This window comes from Anoxybacillus sp. TBDG-1 (assembly GCF_054815885.1).
In genome coordinates this window covers 58947-78014 of record NZ_JBTZSY010000005.1, presented here as the reverse complement: position 1 = coordinate 78014, position 19068 = coordinate 58947, and the positions used below count along the sequence as shown (strand labels likewise).

General features: G+C 41.6%; 25 protein-coding genes. 24 read left to right on the top strand and 1 reads right to left on the bottom strand.

Annotated elements, in window-relative coordinates; genetic code table 11:
• Positions 1 to 20: 20 nt before the first annotated feature.
• From ACYQY7_RS03075 to fni, 5 genes are all read left to right on the top strand, one after another.
• Positions 21 to 200, top strand: a complete 180-nt coding sequence (locus ACYQY7_RS03075) for a YpfB family protein (RefSeq protein ID WP_461200677.1) — start codon at positions 21 to 23, stop codon at positions 198 to 200.
• A 75-nt stretch (positions 201 to 275) separates the two neighbouring features.
• Positions 276 to 953, top strand: a complete 678-nt coding sequence (cmk, locus tag ACYQY7_RS03070; protein ID WP_461200676.1) for a (d)CMP kinase — start codon at positions 276 to 278, stop codon at positions 951 to 953.
• Positions 953 to 1534, top strand: a complete 582-nt coding sequence (locus tag ACYQY7_RS03065) for a lysophospholipid acyltransferase family protein (protein WP_461200675.1) — start codon at positions 953 to 955, stop codon at positions 1532 to 1534. The genes cmk and ACYQY7_RS03065 overlap by 1 nt, the downstream gene beginning before the upstream one ends.
• A gap of 148 nt (positions 1535 to 1682) precedes the next feature.
• Positions 1683 to 2822 (top strand): 30S ribosomal protein S1, encoded by a 1140-nt coding sequence (gene rpsA / locus ACYQY7_RS03060; RefSeq protein ID WP_461200674.1) that lies wholly within the window; start codon positions 1683 to 1685, stop codon positions 2820 to 2822.
• 12 nt (positions 2823 to 2834) lie between these two features.
• Positions 2835 to 3887: a type 2 isopentenyl-diphosphate Delta-isomerase gene (gene fni, locus ACYQY7_RS03055; protein ID WP_461200673.1), complete on the top strand. Its 1053-nt coding sequence runs from the start codon at positions 2835 to 2837 to the stop codon at positions 3885 to 3887.
• A 52-nt stretch (positions 3888 to 3939) separates the two neighbouring features.
• Here fni and ACYQY7_RS03050 read toward each other — a convergent pair whose 3' ends face one another.
• Positions 3940 to 4044: a YpzI family protein gene (locus ACYQY7_RS03050; protein WP_461200672.1), complete on the bottom strand. Its 105-nt coding sequence runs from the start codon at positions 4042 to 4044 to the stop codon at positions 3940 to 3942.
• A 99-nt stretch (positions 4045 to 4143) separates the two neighbouring features.
• Here ACYQY7_RS03050 and ACYQY7_RS03045 point away from each other — a divergent pair, with 99 nt between their 5' ends.
• The 19 genes from ACYQY7_RS03045 (at position 4144) to aroH (ending at position 19025) form a co-directional block, all read left to right on the top strand.
• Entirely contained in the window at positions 4144 to 4743 is a 600-nt protein-coding gene (locus ACYQY7_RS03045) for a YphA family membrane protein (protein WP_461200671.1), read from the top strand.
• The gene (locus ACYQY7_RS03040) at positions 4740 to 5636 is read left to right on the top strand and encodes a YIEGIA family protein (RefSeq protein ID WP_461200670.1); all 897 of its coding nucleotides are present in this window, start codon (positions 4740 to 4742) and stop codon (positions 5634 to 5636) included. Before ACYQY7_RS03045 ends, ACYQY7_RS03040 begins: the two co-directional genes overlap by 4 nt.
• Positions 5633 to 5815 carry a capping complex subunit for YIEGIA gene (locus tag ACYQY7_RS03035; RefSeq protein WP_461200669.1) on the top strand — a complete coding sequence of 61 codons (183 nt, stop codon included), beginning with the start codon at positions 5633 to 5635 and terminating at the stop codon, positions 5813 to 5815. Before ACYQY7_RS03040 ends, ACYQY7_RS03035 begins: the two co-directional genes overlap by 4 nt.
• 90 nt (positions 5816 to 5905) lie before the next feature.
• Positions 5906 to 7216: a ribosome biogenesis GTPase Der gene (gene der, locus ACYQY7_RS03030; protein WP_461200668.1), complete on the top strand. Its 1311-nt coding sequence runs from the start codon at positions 5906 to 5908 to the stop codon at positions 7214 to 7216.
• Positions 7217 to 7227: 11 nt separating this feature from the next.
• Entirely contained in the window at positions 7228 to 8250 is a 1023-nt protein-coding gene (locus ACYQY7_RS03025; protein WP_461200667.1) for an NAD(P)H-dependent glycerol-3-phosphate dehydrogenase, read from the top strand.
• Between the two features lie 174 nt (positions 8251 to 8424).
• Positions 8425 to 8628: a DUF2768 domain-containing protein gene (locus ACYQY7_RS03020; protein ID WP_461200666.1), complete on the top strand. Its 204-nt coding sequence runs from the start codon at positions 8425 to 8427 to the stop codon at positions 8626 to 8628.
• Between the two features lie 15 nt (positions 8629 to 8643).
• Positions 8644 to 9366 carry a hypothetical protein gene (locus ACYQY7_RS03015; RefSeq protein ID WP_461200665.1) on the top strand — a complete coding sequence of 241 codons (723 nt, stop codon included), beginning with the start codon at positions 8644 to 8646 and terminating at the stop codon, positions 9364 to 9366.
• A 125-nt stretch (positions 9367 to 9491) separates the two neighbouring features.
• Entirely contained in the window at positions 9492 to 10970 is a 1479-nt protein-coding gene (gene spoIVA / locus ACYQY7_RS03010; protein ID WP_461200664.1) for a stage IV sporulation protein A, read from the top strand.
• Between the two features lie 257 nt (positions 10971 to 11227).
• A complete protein-coding gene (locus ACYQY7_RS03005) occupies positions 11228 to 11500 on the top strand; it encodes an HU family DNA-binding protein (protein WP_461200663.1) in 273 nt (90 codons plus the stop codon).
• Between the two features lie 114 nt (positions 11501 to 11614).
• Positions 11615 to 12178 (top strand): GTP cyclohydrolase I FolE, encoded by a 564-nt coding sequence (gene folE / locus ACYQY7_RS03000; RefSeq protein WP_461200662.1) that lies wholly within the window; start codon positions 11615 to 11617, stop codon positions 12176 to 12178.
• An 11-nt stretch (positions 12179 to 12189) separates the two neighbouring features.
• A complete protein-coding gene (gene mtrB / locus ACYQY7_RS02995; RefSeq protein ID WP_004889838.1) occupies positions 12190 to 12417 on the top strand; it encodes a trp RNA-binding attenuation protein MtrB in 228 nt (75 codons plus the stop codon).
• 60 nt (positions 12418 to 12477) lie between these two features.
• Positions 12478 to 13128, top strand: a complete 651-nt coding sequence (locus ACYQY7_RS02990; protein ID WP_461200661.1) for a heptaprenyl diphosphate synthase component 1 — start codon at positions 12478 to 12480, stop codon at positions 13126 to 13128.
• A gap of 25 nt (positions 13129 to 13153) precedes the next feature.
• The gene (locus ACYQY7_RS02985; protein ID WP_461200660.1) at positions 13154 to 13867 is read left to right on the top strand and encodes a demethylmenaquinone methyltransferase; all 714 of its coding nucleotides are present in this window, start codon (positions 13154 to 13156) and stop codon (positions 13865 to 13867) included.
• Between the two features lie 11 nt (positions 13868 to 13878).
• Positions 13879 to 14841 (top strand): heptaprenyl diphosphate synthase component II, encoded by a 963-nt coding sequence (gene hepT / locus ACYQY7_RS02980; RefSeq protein ID WP_461200659.1) that lies wholly within the window; start codon positions 13879 to 13881, stop codon positions 14839 to 14841.
• A gap of 111 nt (positions 14842 to 14952) precedes the next feature.
• Complete coding sequence (gene ndk / locus ACYQY7_RS02975; protein ID WP_461200658.1) at positions 14953 to 15399, top strand: nucleoside-diphosphate kinase; 447 nt, start codon at positions 14953 to 14955, stop codon at positions 15397 to 15399.
• A 98-nt stretch (positions 15400 to 15497) separates the two neighbouring features.
• Entirely contained in the window at positions 15498 to 16268 is a 771-nt protein-coding gene (locus tag ACYQY7_RS02970) for a CheR family methyltransferase (RefSeq protein WP_461200657.1), read from the top strand.
• Between the two features lie 108 nt (positions 16269 to 16376).
• A complete protein-coding gene (aroC, locus tag ACYQY7_RS02965; protein WP_461200656.1) occupies positions 16377 to 17546 on the top strand; it encodes a chorismate synthase in 1170 nt (389 codons plus the stop codon).
• On the top strand, positions 17546 to 18685 hold the full coding sequence (aroB, locus tag ACYQY7_RS02960) for a 3-dehydroquinate synthase (RefSeq protein WP_461200655.1): 1140 nt from the start codon (positions 17546 to 17548) through the stop codon (positions 18683 to 18685). The genes aroC and aroB overlap by 1 nt, the downstream gene beginning before the upstream one ends.
• On the top strand, positions 18645 to 19025 hold the full coding sequence (aroH, locus tag ACYQY7_RS02955) for a chorismate mutase (RefSeq protein ID WP_461200654.1): 381 nt from the start codon (positions 18645 to 18647) through the stop codon (positions 19023 to 19025). Before aroB ends, aroH begins: the two co-directional genes overlap by 41 nt.
• Positions 19026 to 19068: the final 43 nt, after the last annotated feature.

Genomic DNA, 19068 nt, shown 5'->3' with positions numbered 1-19068 from the left:
TGACAGAGAGGGAGAAGCGAATGAAGACAGTGGAGAGAATGTTATGGAAGCTAGCAATCATTCAATTTATTTTTTTGCTTATCGCTCAGTTTGTCGTCTCTCATTCGTCAATTGCGCCATATGTTGTAAAAGTCGTTCATTACGAAGGTGTCATGAAAAATTCCATATTAAAAACGATTGAAACATTCGACCAACGATAAGCGGTATGGTACAATATAAGAAGCAGGGGTGCTCCTGCTTTTTTGTTGAAAACAAACTGATTCACAGGAGGCATTATGGAAAAGAAACTTTCGATCGCGATTGACGGGCCGGCGGCTGCTGGTAAAAGTACGGTCGCGAAACGATTAGCAGAAGCATTATCTTACGTTTATATTGATACAGGAGCGATGTATCGCGCCTTAACATATTGTGCTCTTCAGCGCGGAGTAGACGTTCATAACGAAAAACAATTAATGAATGTACTTCATGATACATATATTGAATTAAAGCCGTCGCCAAGTGGACAGCTTGTGTTTGTGAACGGTGAAGATGTGACCGAAGCTATTCGAACGAATGATGTCACAAACAACGTATCGTATGTAGCGAAACATCCAGCTGTGCGCGAAGAAATGGTCAAACGTCAGCGGGAGTTAGGGCAACATGGTGGCGTGGTCATGGATGGTCGCGATATCGGTACGCACGTGTTGCCACACGCTGAAGTGAAAATTTTTTTGCTTGCTTCTGTTGAAGAGCGAGCTAGACGGCGACATGAAGAAAATGTAAAAAGACGTATTCCTTCTGATTTCGAACAACTAAAAGAAGAAATTGCTCGGCGTGATCAAATTGATTCTGAACGTGCGGTCGCTCCGTTAAAAAAAGCGGAAGACGCCATTGAAATTGATACGACATCGTTATCGATTGATGAAGTGGTCGATCGCATTATGCGCATCGTTCAAGAAAGGGTGGAGGGGTAGTGAGTTTTTACACGTTTGCCCGCACAGTTGTAAAACAAGTGCTTACCCCGCTTTACCGTATTGAAGTGAGTGGGGTAGAGCATATTCCAAAAGAAGGTGCTGTCATTATTTGTGCCAATCATATTAGTAACTTGGATCCGCCTGTCGTTGGCATTACATGTCCGCGTCCAGTTCATTTTATGGCAAAAGAAGAGCTGTTCCGCACACCTATTGTGAAACAACTCGTTTCACGTCTACATGCGTTCCCCGTTCGTCGCGGAATGGGCGACCGCGAGGCGTTAAGAACAGGTTTAGCTTTATTGAAAGAAAAAAAAGTACTCGGATTATTTCCAGAGGGAACACGAAGTAAAGATGGAAAATTGAAAAAAGGATTGGCCGGAGCAGGATTTTTTGCGTTGCGCAGCGAAGCGGTTGTTGTTCCTTGTGCCATTATCGGTTCTTATCGTGTTGGGAAAAAGTTAAAAGTCGTATATGGTGCTCCGATCGATTTTACCCCTTGGCGAGAAAGAAGAGCAAGTGCTGATGAAGTAACAGCAGTTATTATGGAACATATTCAGCAACTTTTAAACGAGCATCAATAGTTATAACTTGACAAAATGATTGTTTTAATACAGATTAGTAAAAAAGGAAGTTTTTTCTTTGTGTCAAATGGACGAGCACATCGTTGTTCGCCCATTGAACATATATTTCTGTCGTTGAGCAGGTGTGGAGTGTAAGGAGGTATTTACTATGGAAGAGATGAATCAAGTTGATGTGCGTGTCTATGAAGTAGGCGACACAGTGAAAGGTCAAGTAACAAAAGTAGAAGACAAGCAAGTGCTTGTAGATGTCGAGGGAAGCAAGCTAGTTGGTATTATTCCAATTAGTGAGCTATCAAGCCTTCATATCGAAAAAGCAAGCGATGTACTTTCAGTCGGAGATGCAGTTATTGCACAAGTGAAAAAAGTAGAAGATGAAGCCCTTATTTTATCGAAAAAAGCTGCGGATGCAGAAAAAGCATGGGAAGATCTCGAGCGAAAACACGCAAACGGTGAAACGTTTGATGTGATTGTAAAAGATATTGTAAAAGGTGGACTTGTGGCGGATGTTGGTGTTCGTGCATTTATTCCAGCTTCGCTTGTTGAAAAAGATTTTGTTGAAGACTTCACAGACTATAAAGGACGTACATTGGCTGTAAAAGTCGTTGAGCTTGATCGTGAAAAAAATCGCGTCGTTTTATCACATCGTGCGGTTGTAGAAGAAGAAGAATCATCGAAAAAGAAAGCTGTATTACAGTCGCTTCAAGTTGGTCAAGTGCTTGAAGGAACGGTAGTACGTATGGCCAACTTCGGCGTGTTTGTCAATATTGGCGACATTGATGGTCTCGTACATATTTCTCAACTTGCTCATACACGTGTAGATCATCCGGCAGACGTTGTAAAAGAAGGCGATGTTGTAAAAGTGAAAGTGCTTGCGATTGATGAGGAAAGCGGACGCGTTTCTTTATCAATAAAAGCAGCACTGCCAGCTCCTTGGGATGGCATTGAACAAAAAATAAAAGAAGGTGACGTGCTAGAAGGCACGATCAAACGTCTAGCTCCATTCGGAGCGTTTGTCGAAGTGTTCCCAGGCGTCGAGGGTCTTGTTCATATTTCTCAAATTTCAACGAAACATATTGGCACGCCGCATGAAGTGTTAAAAGAAGGCGATGTCGTAAAAGTAAAAGTGCTTGCTGTAAGCGAACAAGAGAAACGCTTATCGCTAAGCATTCGTGATTTGCATGAAGATGATGTGCAAGAAGACTATCGTGAATATACAACCTCAACAGAAACGACAACAGGATTTCAAATTGGTGAAGTCATTGGAGAACAGTTAAAAAAATTAAAATAAATGGTGATAGCAGTGGAACGTGCAAAACGAAAATTACAACATATTGAATACGCCCTTGCAACAGGACAACGTCGCCTGCACGGGTTTGAAGATATTACATTTGTGCATAATAGCTTGCCGAATATATCCACTGCTCATATCGATCTACAAACAAACATCGGCGAACTTTCATTACGTTCGCCGATTTTCATTAATGCGATGACAGGTGGCGGGGGAGACGAAACGACAAAAATTAACGAACAGCTCGCTTATGTCGCTAAACAATGTGGCATAGCCATGGCTGTTGGTTCGCAAATGGCGGCTTTAAAAGATGAACGCGAGCGACGATCGTTTACAATTATTCGCAAAGTCAATACACATGGCGTTGTATTTGCTAACTTAGGTAGCGAAGCAACGGTTGGCGAGGCAAAACGTGCTGTTGATATGATTGAAGCGAACGCACTTCAAATTCATTTAAACGTTGTTCAAGAGTTAGTTATGCCTGAAGGAGATCGTAATTTTTGCGGAGCCCTTTCACGGATTGAACAAATTGTCTCTGCCGTCGATGTGCCTGTGATCGTCAAAGAAGTCGGATTTGGAATGAGCAAAGAGACGGCACGAAGGTTAGAAAATGCAGGTGTATGTGCCGTTGACGTTGGAGGTTTTGGAGGCACAAATTTTGCACAAATTGAAAATAAGCGGCGTGAAAAACAGCTTGCTTATTTTAACGAATGGGGAATAACGACGACAGCATCGATTGCGGAAGTGGCGTCCGAAGTGCAGCATATAAGCATTATCGGAAGCGGAGGAGTACAACATGCACTCGATGTGGCCAAATGTATCGCACTCGGTGCTTCTGCGGTAGGCATGGCTGGTCATATGTTGCGTATTTTAATCGAGCAAGGCATAGAGGTATTAATGGCAGAAATTCATCGTTTGCATGAAGACTTAACGCTCATCATGACTGCACTTGGTACTGAAACGATTGCAGACTTACAAAAAGCTCCTCTCGTTATTACAGGAAAAACGCATCATTGGTTGCGCGAACGCGGCGTCGACACGACGCGTTATAGTCAGCGCCCATGAAAAAAGGTGTCCCGAAAAAAGACGGGGCACCTTTTTCAGTACGTGTCGGTGTTTATTTTTCTATTTTTGTACTTCCTTTAAAATTTTTCGCTGGATCGCGATCCGATTCAACGCGACGCGATTGCTTTAACTTCTTCTCTTGGCGATCTTTCCCCATCTATATCCCTCCTTGTTTTTTATTTTGTCCGTTCTCTTTTTTTACATGCAGAGATTAAATTTTTAAAAATAAGACATAATGGAAAGTGGAGGTGTGACGGTGGAAGGAGGTTATTTTTATTGGGTTTCCTGGTTTTTATGGATTGTTTACACATTTTTCGCCCCGAAAAATCGAGTTCGCCTATCGATTTGTCTATATGTTTTATTGTTAATCACACTATCTATTCATGAGGTAACGATCCTTTCGTTTCACATTTCACTTGCTTACATACTTATGCTCATTGTTAGTTACTATTTCGTAATGAAACAAAAGGGAACGACATTCGTTTATTTTGCATTGGCAAGTGCAAGTTTAACTATGTTGTATGCCGCATTTCATTTTCTATTATTGTTCGATCCGGTTTGGGTGTTTATTGAAGCGACATGGTTGCTAGCTTTCGCACTTTTGTTTGCATTGTTTGCCTTATATCGCTCATTTTATGATCGCTTACTTGCGTTGACGGTCGGCTGTTGCCAAGGTGATTTCTTATATGCATTTGTATTAAAGCAATTTTCTTTTCCTTATTTGATCGGTTCCCTTTCTTTTTTGGATCGCTGGGCGTTAGCAACAGCATGCTTATTTTTATGGAAATGGCTTGAACAATTACCTATGTATATCGATGGACGATTTCAGAAGCGGGCAAAGGAGGTTAAGACGTGAACGAATATACGTATCCAATTTTATTTGGTGTAACGATTGGTGTATTAACGAGAATGTATTTATTAAAAACAGACTACCGTCAATATCCGACTTATTTACACGGGAAAATTATTCATATTGCTTTAGGGTTTATTGCAGCCGGGCTTGGAACGATTGCGGTGCCAGCCATTATGGAAAAAGAGTTTGCCGCGATTACATTTTTAGCGTTAGCCGCTTCTCAGTTTCGCGATGTGCGCAACATGGAACGAAATACGTTAAATGAGCTCGATCAATATGAGCTCGTTCCGCGTGGGAAAACGTATATTGAAGGAATTGCGATCGTTTTTGAAGGGAGAAACTATTTAGTTATTTTTGCATCATTTTTAAGCACGTTTGCGTATTTAGTTTGGAATATATGGCTTGGGATTGTTGCGGCTGTCATTTCATTTATTTTTGCGCGCAAATTCATGTCTGGTAGTCGACTTGGTGATATTGTTGATGTAGAGTATGTGAAACCGCATTTTAAAGGGGCTGGATTGTACGTTGACAATATTTATATAATGAACATTGGTTTAGAAGCTCGACGAGAAGAAATTTTACGATACGGCATGGGATTTATTTTAAAACCGAAAAACTTTAACGCCCGCTCAACAATCGCGAATCTCGGGCAACGCCAAGCGATTTTACACGATATTTCAACAGCATTAGGCGTATACCGCGATTCAGGTACGCCAGCGCTTGTGCCGCTTGCTAAGCGCGATTTGGATGATGGGCGAGTCGGTATTTTCATTTTACCTCAAGAAAAAGATGTTGAAAAAGCAAAAGCGATCATTCGTAACGTACCGACGTTAGAAAATGCGATTCGCATGCCAACGAAATCCGAAACGAATCGAGCAGGGAAGGTGTTAAGATGACTGTAGAAAAAATGATTTTAGCTGTCATTACGACGTCACCGCATAAAGTGGCTGGCGGGATGACGTTCGTTTGTGAAAACAATGAAGAAATGCAGCGCATCGCAGCCAATTTAGAGGCGATTTTAGACGGCATTGCTCACGCATTAACCGATGATTTGCTCATTATTGTGAAACATTGATTTTTTTGATAAAATGGGAAAGCTAGCCCCTTCAGTGGAAGGGCTTCTTTTTTGTTCGGGTTTCGAATTTTAGTGAAGGAGTGTGAAAATATGTCGAAACCGGTTGTAGCGATCGTTGGTCGCCCAAACGTTGGGAAATCGACGATTTTTAATCGTATTGTTGGGGAACGTATTTCAATTGTGGAAGATGTACCGGGAGTGACACGTGACCGAATTTATAGTAGCGCAGAATGGTTAAATACAACGTTTAACATTATTGATACCGGTGGGATTGATATCGGTGATGAGCCTTTATTAACACAAATTCGTCAACAAGCTGAAATTGCAATTGACGAGGCGGACGTCATTATTTTTATGACGAATGGTCGCGACGGTGTCACAGCAGCAGACGAAGAAGTAGCGAAAATTTTATATCGCTCGAATAAACCAGTCGTTTTAGCAGTTAACAAAATTGACAATCCAGACATGCGTGAAAACATTTACGATTTTTACACGCTCGGATTCGGAGAACCGATTCCGATTTCAGGTACGCACGGATTAGGAATCGGTGATTTGTTAGATGCAGTCGTTGCGCATTTTCCTAAGCGTGAAACGAAAGAATACGATGCAGATGTCATTAAGTTTTGTTTAATCGGTCGCCCGAATGTTGGGAAATCATCCCTTGTTAACGCGATTTTAGGGGAAGAACGGGTCATTGTTAGCGATATAGCAGGAACGACGCGCGATGCAATCGACACGACGTTTAAGCGAGACGGACAAGAATATGTCATTATTGATACAGCAGGGATGCGCAAAAGAGGAAAAGTGTATGAGAGTACCGAAAAATATAGTGTGTTGCGTGCATTAAAAGCAATTGAGCGTTCTGATGTTGTGCTTGTCGTCATTAACGCCGAAGAAGGCATTATTGAACAAGATAAAAAAATTGCTGGATATGCACATGAAGCTGGCCGTGGTGTCGTCATCGTTGTGAACAAATGGGATGCGATTGAAAAAGATGAAAAGACGATGAATGAATTTGAGAAAAACATTCGCGATCATTTCCAATTTCTTGACTATGCGCCTATTGTATTCGTATCAGCAAAAACGAAACAACGATTGCATAAGTTACTTCCAGTTATTCAAATGGTCAGTGAAAATCATGCGATGCGCGTTCAAACGAACGTATTAAATGAAGTGCTAATGGATGCCGTGGCGATGAATCCGACACCGACACATAACGGACAACGATTAAAAATTTACTACATGACACAAGTTGCAGTAAAACCGCCGACATTTGTCGTATTTGTGAACGATCCTGAACTCATGCATTTTTCATATGAGCGATTTTTAGAAAACCGCATTCGTGATACGTTCGGATTTGAAGGAACGCCAATTAAAATTATTGCACGCCCGCGAAATTAAGGGGGGATAAAATGGTTGCTGTATTAGGTGCAGGTAGTTGGGGCACGGCTTTGGCGATCGTTCTTGCTGATAATGGACACGACGTTCGACTTTGGGGACAGCGCCAAGAACAAATGGATGAAATTAATGAAAAACATACGAATGTGAAATATTTGCCGAATATTCATCTTCCTGAAACGATTGTCGGTTATGTAGATCTTGCCAAAGCACTTGAAGGGGTTGAAACGGTTGTATTAGCTGTTCCAACGAAAGCGATTCGCGAGGTGTTACAGCGCGTTCGCGCATACGTGAAACAGCCGATTACGATCGTTTCGGTTAGCAAAGGGATCGAACCCGATACACATAAACGTATTTCAGAAATTATTGAAGAAGAAATGTCGGATCATTTGTTGCAAGATGTCGTCGTTTTATCAGGACCGAGCCATGCGGAAGAAGTGAGCTTACGCCATCCGACAACGGTGACGGTATCATCAAAAAACATGGATGCAGCGGAGCGCATTCAAGATTTATTTATGAATCACCAATATTTTCGCGTATATACAAACCCAGATTTAATCGGGGTAGAAATTGGCGGGGCGTTAAAAAATATTATTGCATTAGCAGCAGGAATTACCGACGGACTTGGTTATGGCGACAATGCGAAAGCAGCGCTTATGACGCGCGGGCTTGCGGAAATGGCTCGCCTCGGTAGTCGACTTGGTGCCAACCCGCTTACGTTTGCAGGATTGACAGGGATTGGTGACTTAATTGTTACATGTACAAGCGTCCATTCGCGCAACTGGCGCGCAGGAAATATGCTTGGAAAAGGACATGCGCTTGATGATGTGCTAGCAAATATGGGAATGGTTGTCGAAGGTGTGCGAACGACAAAAGCTGCCTATCAATTAGCGAAAAAAATGAATGTTGATATGCCGATTACAAATGCACTGTACGATGTATTATTTAACGGAAAAGATGTAAAAAGTGCAGTAGATTCGTTGATGGCGCGTGGAAAAACGTCAGAACTTGAAGATTTGGCAAACATTTCGTTATAATTTTCTTTGAAATAGGCATGTGAAGAGCGCTTTGTTAGTTATGTTGCATACAATGCTATGAAAACATTCTCAGACTTGAGTGGATGGTGTATGTTTAGTCATCGTCTGAAGTAAAGACGCCCCGCTTTACTTCAGCTTTTTTATGTAGCAATTTACAGAAAGTGAGGGAGAGCGATGTCACCGGGTCTTTTAAAAATGTGGATTTCATTAACAGGAATCGGTTTAATGTTTGTTGCTGTATTTTCAATTTATTTTAGTCGATATAAGGTGAAAAATAAGGCCATTAAAATCGTTTTAGCGACAATTGCATACATAAGTATGATCATCGCTGGTCTCATTATTGTATTTGTCGTATTTAGCGGGCCAGTGCAAGAATAAAAGGATGGATGAATGATGAAAAAGTGGCTACTTTCTGCAATGATCGTTGTCGTCTCAGTTTTATTATCTGGATGTTTATATCCGCAAGAGCGGCTAGCACAAAACAAAATTCCGTATAAAGAACAAGTTGAACGCGTTCAACAAGCGGTAAATGAATATCGGCAAGCAACAGGTGGTTTACTACCAATTAAAACACGCGATATGTCTACGCCCATTTATCAAAAATATCCGATCGATTTCAACATGCTTGTGCCACGATATATGGCGGAACCGCCAGGAAACGCATTTGAAAGCGGTGGCGTATATCAATACGTTCTCGTTGATGTCGAAACAAATCCAACAGTGAAATTGCTCGATTTACGTGCCGCAGAGGCGATTCGTGATTTAAAATTACGTATTCGTATGTATCAAGACGTTCATGGTTATCCGCCATTTAAAGACGTGCTCGCAAAAGGCGTATTTACGCTCGATTACAAGAAGCTTCGTTTAGATGCACCTCCTCATGTCGTTAGCCCGTATTCAGGAAAAAACCTTCCTCTCATCATTGATGGCAAAGGGGAAATTTATATTGATTACCGTATTGATTTATACGAAAAACTGCAAACAGAGGCGCATCACTATCAATATGGGGATGATATTCGCGACTTGCTTGTCAAGCATTCGCTTTTTGTACCTGCTTATTCTCTCCCTTACACGATTGATGAAAAGAAAAAAGAGCCCATTTTTCTTGTGAAATAAGTCATGATCCCTTCTCTAAACAAATACATTGTAGAGAAGGGATTTTTTTAGTCATAAAAAAATAGGACAACAACATATGCATATAGTGTCCTCATATGTTTTTAAATATAAAGGAGGGAAGGCAGTTGGAAAAGGTCGATCTTTTTAAAGATATTGCTGAACGAACAGGCGGAGATATTTATTTAGGAGTTGTCGGCGCCGTTCGAACAGGTAAATCGACATTTATTAAAAAGTTTATGGAACTTGTTGTCATTCCGAATATTCAAAACGAAGCAGATAAAGCGCGGGCACAAGATGAACTGCCACAAAGTGCAGCTGGAAAAACAATTATGACGACAGAGCCGAAGTTTGTTCCGAATCAAGCGGTAAAAGTGAAAGTAGACGATGGACTTGAAGTGAACATCCGTCTTGTAGATTGTGTCGGTTATACAGTGCAAGGGGCAAAAGGTTTTGAAGATGAGAACGGGCCACGTATGATTCATACACCGTGGTATGAAGAACCAATTCCGTTTCAAGAAGCGGCTGAAATTGGCACGCGCAAAGTTATTCAAGAACATTCGACAATTGGCGTCGTTATTACAACAGATGGATCGATTGGAGAAATTCCACGCGAAAATTATATTGAAGCGGAAGAACGTGTCGTCAACGAATTAAAAGAAGTCGGTAAGCCGTTTATTATGATTATTAATACAGTGCGTCCGCAACACCCAGAAACAGAAATGTTAAAGCAACAATTGAGCGAAAAATACGATATTCCGGTGTTAGCATTGAGCGTAGAAGGAATGCGCGAAACTGACGTATATCAAGTGCTTCGTGAGGCATTATATGAGTTTCCAGTATTAGAGGTGAACGTCAATTTACCGAACTGGGTTATGGTGTTGCGCGAAAATCATTGGTTGCGTGAAAGCTATCAAGATGCGGTGCGCGATACAGTGAAAGATATTAAGCGATTACGCGATGTCGACCGCGTCGTACAACAATTTAGCGAATATGATTTTATTGATGAGGCTCGTTTAGCTGGCATTGAAATGGGGCAAGGTATTGCAGAAATTGATTTATATGCGCCAGACGAGTTGTACGATCAAATTTTAAAAGAAGTTGTCGGTGTCGAAATTCGTGGGAAAGATCACTTGTTGCAATTGATGCAAGATTTTGCTTATGCGAAAGCGGAATACGATCAAATCGCTGATGCGCTTCGCATGGTAAAACAAACAGGTTATGGTATCGCTGCCCCATCGCTTTCTGATATGAGCTTAGATGAACCGGAAATTATTCGGCAAGGCTCTCGTTTTGGTGTTCGACTAAAAGCCGTCGCACCGTCCATTCATATGATTAAAGTCGATGTCGAATCGGAATTTGCACCGATCATCGGAACAGAAAAACAAAGTGAGGAACTCGTTCGTTATTTAATGCAAGACTTTGAGGATGACCCACTTTCCATTTGGAATTCTGATATTTTTGGTCGCTCGCTCAGCTCGATTGTTCGTGAAGGCATTCAAGCGAAGCTTGCACTTATGCCTGAAAATGCGCGTTATAAATTAAAAGAAACGTTAGAGCGCATTATTAACGAAGGATCCGGTGGATTAATTGCTATTATTTTATAAAAAGACTCCATTTGGGGTCTTTTTTGCTTTAGAACAAAAATTTTCTCTTGCAGTGAAAAAGCACGATATGATAATCTTTATTCAGAAAATGTTAGGCTCCTTGGAGAATAATAGGCAAATTGCATGATTTTGTTGAAAAAATGTTGAATTATGAGCAAGAATCAGTTAATATAAGGCATGTTAATGTATAGAAACAATAGAAAGTGTAAACAACTGAAAGTAATGTATAACACACGCTTTGGGAGGAGGTGAATGGCATGAACAAAACGGAATTAATCAACGCGGTAGCTGAAACAAGCGGTCTTTCTAAAAAAGATGCATCTAAAGCAGTTGACGCGGTTTTTGACGCGATTACAGAAGCGCTTAAAAACGGTGACAAAGTGCAATTAATCGGTTTTGGTAACTTCGAAGTGCGTGAGCGTGCGGCGCGCAAAGGACGCAACCCGCAAACAGGAGAAGAAATCGAAATTGCTGCAAGCAAAGTTCCTGCTTTCAAACCTGGGAAAGCGTTAAAAGATGCTGTAAAGTAAGAAATTACATACAGCCAAAAAAAGAGGTAGCCGGTTGCGAGCTGCCTCTTCTTTTTTGCCTTTTTTCATCTTTATATGCTAGAATCGGATTACGTGAAGTTCAATGCTAGGAGGATGCAACAAATGAATGTAGAACAAATCGAACAGGCGGTTCGTTTAATTTTAGAGGCGATTGGCGAAGATCCGAATCGCGAAGGATTGTTAGATACGCCGAAGCGAGTGGCAAAAATGTATGCAGAAGTGTTTTCCGGTTTACATGAAGACCCAAAAGTGCACTTACAAACAGTATTTAGTGAAGACCATGAAGAACTCGTCCTTGTCAAAGATATTCCTTTTTATTCTATGTGCGAGCATCATCTTGTTCCATTTTTTGGTGTTGCCCATGTCGCATACATTCCGCGTGGCGGAAAAGTGACAGGGCTAAGCAAACTAGCAAGGACGGTCGAAACAGTGGCACGACGTCCACAGCTACAAGAACGAATTACGGCAACTGTAGCTGACGCCATTATGGAGATGCTCGAACCACATGGAGTGATGGTTGTTGTTGAGGCTGAACATATGTGTATGACGATGCGTGGCGTGAAAAAACCAGGGGCGAAAACAGTTACAACCGCAGTACGTGGAACGTTAGAAACAGATGCCAAAGCTCGTGCGGAAATATTAGCGCTTATTAAATAGGAGGTGTTATTATGATGCAAGGCGATTATGTTGTGATTAAAGCGTTAGAAGATGGAGTAAATGTTATTGGATTAACACGTGGTTCGGATACGCGTTTTCATCATTCTGAAAAGCTTGATCAAGGGGAAGTGCTTATTGCGCAATTTACAGAGCATACATCAGCGATTAAAGTGCGTGGAAAAGCGCTTATTCAAACGCAGCACGGTGAAATTCAGTCTGATGCGAAAAATCATCGTTAACGTGAAGAAGGTTTATGGTATAATAAAGTTTGAGTTTTTGGGAAGCAAGGGTGATGAGTCATGGATATGCAACAGCAAATCGAACAAGTACGAATGCGCATTCAACGGGCAATTGCCCATTCGTATGTCGATCGCTATATACAACCACGCATCATAGACGAAGATCGCATATCGTTTGCTCTTTCTATGTTACGTTCTGCTCAAGTGGAAGAAAACATCGCACTCGATTACGTGTTTGCCATGATGTTAATTCAACTCGCCCTTGACACCCATGATGAAGTAGATGAGCAACAAATGATGCAACAAAGGCAATTAACTGTGCTTGCCGGAGATTTATATAGTGGATTGTACTACGAATTTTTAGCGCGACGACATGACATTTCACTCATTCGTCGCTTTGCCGAAGCGATTAAAGAGATCAATATACAAAAAATTCGCCTGCAGCAACTGTCGTCGGATGATCTTGAACGCTTTCATTGCATCGCTATTATTGAATCCGCTTTGCTTCGTCAGCTTGCGGAACATGTGCATGCTCATGAGTGGGGAGAATTAGCGTATTACTTGTTCGCGCTAAAACGTGTTCATCGTGATGGAGTGAAATCGACAGCGTTGATGGATTATATTGATCACTGTCAGCGAAAATTACAAGATCTTCTCCCGTTTCATGTGTACGAAGAAGTAAAAAAGCGATTCTCTCATCTCCTCGTTTGATTTCAGTTGAAAGAAGGGGATTTTTATGCAACAGTCGAAAGAAGAACGTGTGCATCGTGTATTTGAAAAAATTTCTGATCATTACGATCGGATGAATTCAGTCATTAGTTTTAAACGTCATGTCGCATGGCGAAAAGATACGATGAAACGAATGAATGTACAAAGGGGAGCCAAAGCGCTCGATGTATGTTGCGGAACGGCAGATTGGACAATCGCGTTAGCCGAAGCCGTTGGACCTAGCGGTGAAGTGTATGGGCTTGATTTTAGTCGCAATATGTTAAAAGTTGGAGAAGAAAAAGTAAAAGAGCGCGGTTTTCAACACGTTACGCTTGTTCATGGTAATGCGATGAGTTTACCCTTCCCTGACGATACGTTCGACTATGTGACAATCGGCTTTGGGTTGCGTAACGTTCCTGATTATATGACGGTATTAAAAGAAATGTATCGTGTAGTAAAGCCAGGCGGAAAAGTCGTTTGTCTAGAAACGTCGCAGCCAACGCTCATCGGTTTTCGGCAATTGTACTATGCATATTTTCGTTATGTCATGCCTTTTTTTGGGAAGATTTTTGCGAAAAGTTATGAAGAATACTCGTGGCTACAAGAGTCAGCACGTGAATTTCCGGGAATGGATGAGTTAGCAAATATGTTTCGTCAGGCCGGTTTCGTGGACGTACAAGTGAAACCGTATACGTTCGGAGTGGCAGCGATGCATCTCGGACATAAACCTGATAGACGTTAAGGTGAACAATGATGAAGCTAAAAGCGATGTATTCGTTTTTGAATGGAGATTTAAACCGAATTGAAGAACAATTAAAAATAACGGTGCAAACGTCCGATCCGCTCGTCAACGAAGCATCGTTACATTTGCTTGAAGCGGGAGGAAAGCGCATTCGTCCGGTGTTTGTTTTGCTTGGCGGACAATTTGGTACGTATCATTTTGAGAAAATGAAGCGGGTGGCTGTCGCTCTTGAGCTCATTCATATGGCTTCTCTTGTCCATGATGATGTGATTGATGGAGCGATGTTGAGACGTGGAAAGGAGACAATTCAAGCGAAATGGGGCGATCGATTTGCCATGTACGTTGGTGACTATTTGTTTGCCCGAGCGCTTGAACAAATGTGTGAAATCGATGATCCAGTCGCTCATCACATTTTAGCAAACACTATTGTTGAAGTATGTCGAGGAGAAATTGAGCAAATTAGCGACAAATACCGATTTGATCAAAATTTACGTCGTTATTTGCAACGAATTAAGAGAAAAACCGCGTTGCTCATTGCAGCAAGTTGTCAACTCGGCGCTGTCGTGGCAGGAGCCCCTGAAGCTATCCATAAAAAATTGTATTGGTTCGGTTATTACGTCGGTATGTCGTTTCAAATTACAGACGATATTCTTGACTTTATTGGGACAGAAAAGCAACTCGGTAAGCCAGCAGGAAGCGATTTATCGCAAGGTCATGTAACGCTCCCTGTTTTGTATGCCATGAGGGAACGAACATTAAAAGAACAAATTATGAAAGTAAACGAACATACGACAAATCTTGAAATGGCGAATGTCATTGATCGCATTAAGCAAACAAATGCGATCGAAAAGTCATATGAGCTCGGGGATCGCTATTTGCAAAAAGCGCTTGATACGTTACAAAAATTGCCGCGCAACCGTGCTTGGACAGCACTTTATAACATTGCGAAATATATCGGAAAGCGAAAATATTAAGAGAAAAATTAAAACGTTTTCATGGCGAATATTGCTAACTTGCATACAGAATGGTATAATTGCGGAGGAGTCAATTCCAATACATAACGTATCAGGGGTGGAGAATTCGTCATGGAAAGAACATTTCTAATGGTCAAACCAGATGGGGTACAGCGTGGTGTCATCGGTGACATCATTGCTCGTTTTGAGCGCAAAGGTTTTCAGCTTGTCGGTGCGAAGTTGATGCAAGTATCGCGCGAACTTGCTGAACAACATTATGCAGAACATAAAGAGCGTCCTTTTTTCGGTGAGCTCGTTGAATTTATTACGTCCGGTCCCGTATTTGCGATGGTGTGGGAAGGCGAAAACGTCATTGCAACAGCTCGTCAAATGATGGGAAAAACAAACCCACAAGAAGCGTTACCAGGCACGATTCGCGGTGATTTCGGCTTAACTGTCGGAAAAAACATCATTCATGGCTCTGACTCAAAAGAGAGCGCTGCGCGCGAAATTCAACTATTTTTCAAAGAAGAAGAACTCGTTTCTTACAACAAACTAATGAACGAGTGGATATATTAAAAAAGGTAGGCGCATGCCTATCTTTATTTTTTTATTCCTGTTTTTTCACATTTTCGTTATACTGTATGTATGAAAGAAAAGGAAGAGGAGTTTTTTGTATGAGTGATTATCAACAATTTATTGCGAACGTGAAACGAAAAACAGGTATTGATTTAGCGTTATATAAAGAAGCGCAAATGAAACGGCGTTTAACTTCTCTTTATGAAAAGAAAGGATTTAAAAATTTTGATGAATTTTTTCGGGCGATGAACTATGATCAAGCGTTGTTTCATGAGTTTTTAGACCGTATGACGATTAACGTATCTGAATTTTTCCGAAATGCAAAACGATGGGAAGTGCTAGAGAAAAAAATTATTCCGAAACTTCTTGAAAAAAATAAACGATTGAAAGTTTGGAGTGCAGCTTGCTCAACAGGGGAAGAACCATATACGTTAGCGATTATTTTGTCTAAATTTATGCCATTATCGCAAGTGAGCGTATTAGCGACAGACATTGATGATAACGCCATGGCTCGCGCGAAGCTTGGCATTTATATGGAACGTTCTCTTCAAGAAGTACCAGAAGATGTGAAGAAAAAATTTTTTGTTAAAGAAGGGTCTCACTATAAAATTATCGATGATATAAAACGAACGGTCACGTTTAAAAAGCATAATTTGCTTGCCGATCCGTTTGAGACGAATTTCGACTTAATTGTTTGTCGCAACGTCCTTATTTATTTTACAGAAGAAGCAAAACATGAATTGTACTTAAAATTTAATCGCGCTCTTCGACCTGGAGGAATATTTTTCGTCGGTAGCACGGAACAAATTTTTAATCCAACAGCATACGGTTTTGAAGTGGAGGATACGTTTTTTTATCGAAAAATGTAATTGCGACCGAGTTTGGTCGCTTTCTGTGCAATTAAGGGGTTACGTCCACCAAAAAAATGTGCTATATTCATACATAATCGCTTTAAAGAGATGAAGGGAGAGAGGGAATTGCGATACTTAACAGCTGGTGAATCTCACGGTCCACAATTAACAACAATTATTGAAGGCGTTCCGGCCGGTTTGACTCTTTTGGTGGAGCATATTAACGAAGATTTAGCGCGTCGGCAAAAAGGATATGGTCGCGGACGACGCATGCAAATTGAAAAAGACGAAGTAAAGATTTTAAGCGGTGTTCGTCACGGGAAAACGCTCGGTTCGCCGATTACACTCGTTGTTGAAAATCGCGATTGGAAACATTGGACGAACATTATGGGGATCGAACCGCTCGCTAGTGATACAGAAGAAGTGAAACGAAAAGTGACACGCCCGCGTCCAGGACATGCTGACTTAAACGGGGCGATCAAGTATGGTCATCGTGATATGCGCAACGTGTTAGAGCGTTCTTCGGCGCGTGAAACAACGGTGCGTGTGGCAGCTGGAGCGGTAGCAAAGCGCATTTTATCGGAATTAGGTATTCGCATCGCAAGCCATGTCGTTGAAATCGGAGGGATAAAGGCGGAACATATCGCGTATACATCACTTGAAGAGTTACAACGAGTAACAGAGCAATCTCCTGTTCGCTGCTTTGATTCAGAAGCGGAAAAAAAGATGATGGCGGCAATTGATGAAGCGAAAGAAAAAGGCGACTCGATTGGTGGAATTGTTGAAGTCATTGTTGAAGGTGTTCCGGTTGGCGTTGGGAGCTATGTTCATTATGATCGGAAGTTAGATGCAAAAATTGCTGCTGCGATTGTTAGCATCAATGCCTTTAAAGGTGTTGAGTTTGGCATCGGCTTTGAAGCTGCACGCCGCTTTGGAAGCGAAGTGCACGACGAAATTATATGGAGCGAAGAAACGGGATATGCGCGCAAAACGAACCGACTTGGCGGATTCGAAGGCGGGATGACGACGGGCATGCCGATCGTTGTGCGCGGAGTCATGAAGCCGATTCCGACATTATATAAACCGCTCATGAGTGTCGATATTGAAACGAAAGAACCGTTTGCGGCAAGCATTGAACGTTCAGATAGTTGCGCAGTTCCAGCGGCAAGCGTTGTTGCTGAAGCCGTTGTAGCATGGGAAGTTGCGAATGCCATTGTCGAACAATTTGGACAAGATCGCATTGATCTCATTATAGAGAATGTTGAAAACATGCGTCGGTATGCAAAGGAGTTTTAATGATGAAATGCATTCACATTGCTACGTCATCGAAACAGTATGAAGTTGTCATTGGGAATGAATTATTGCATATGATAGATCGCATAATTGATCGTGTTTGTCCACATGTGACAGCTGTCCTTATCATTACAGATGAAACAGTCGCTTCACTTTACTTAGCTGATGTGCAACAAGCTCTTCGTCAAACATATGACCGTGTGTATACGCATATTATTCCAAGTGGAGAAGGCGCGAAGTCATTTGAACAGTTTTACGCGTGCCATACGGCAGCATTAACAAACCATCTCGATCGTGATTCATTAATTATTGCGCTTGGCGGAGGGGTCGTTGGGGATTTAGCAGGTTTTGTCGCAGCGACATATATGCGTGGCATTCGATTCGTTCAAGTGCCGACGACGTTACTAGCGCATGATAGTGCTGTTGGTGGGAAAACAGCCATTAACCATCCGCTCGGAAAAAATATGATTGGCGCTTTTTATCAACCTGAACTCGTTTTTTACGATATTTCTTTACTTCATACGCTTCCAAAACGAGAAATGCGCTCCGGTTTTGCAGAAATTGTAAAACATGCTTTAATTTATGATCGTGCTTTTTTCGGTTGGTTACAAGCGAATGTGCAAAATCTCGATCATTTATGTGGTGATCGTTTGCAATACGCAATCCAAAAAGGAATTGAAATTAAAGCGGCCATTGTCGCCAAAGATGAAAAAGAGCAAGGTGTTCGTGCTCATTTAAATTTTGGTCATACGCTCGGTCATGCGTTAGAAAGTGAGCTCGGTTACGGAGTGGTGACCCATGGAGATGCGGTTGCTCTTGGTATGTTATTTGCCATTTTTGTAAGCGAACATTTTTACAAACGACCGCTTTTTTATTCGTCCTTTCGAACGCTGTTTCAACATTATGGGTTTCCAACAACCCTTCCATCGCACGTATCACCTGAACGGTTGCTCGAAAAAATGAAACAAGATAAAAAAGCGAAAGATCAAACGGTGCGTATGGTGTTAATGAAAGAGATTGGAACGGTATGCGTAGAGCGGATAGATGATGAGCAATTACTGCAATGGCTATACGTGTTCGCTGAAGAAGGAGGAGGAAAGTGTGATTCGAGCGATTCGCGGGGCAACGACTGTGGGCGATAACGATGAACGAGAAATTATAGACGAAACGAAGCGATTGTTAACGGAAATGATACGGCAAAACGATGTGAAAGCAGAAGACGTCGTATCGGTACTCATTTCGATGACCGATGATTTAAACGCTACGTTTCCGGCAAAAGCGTTGCGTCATCTGGACGGCTGGACGTATGTACCTGTCATGTGTATGCGTGAAATTAACGTTCCACAAGCGTTACCAAAATGTATTCGCGTCATGATGACCGTACATACGAATCGGACGCAACAAGATATGCATCACGTATATTTACGCGATGCTATCCAACTTCGCCCAGATTTAAAGTTGACAAAAAAGTCAGACATATAATATGATGGTTTATAAGTTAGTTGAGTAGAGTAACAGTTGAGTA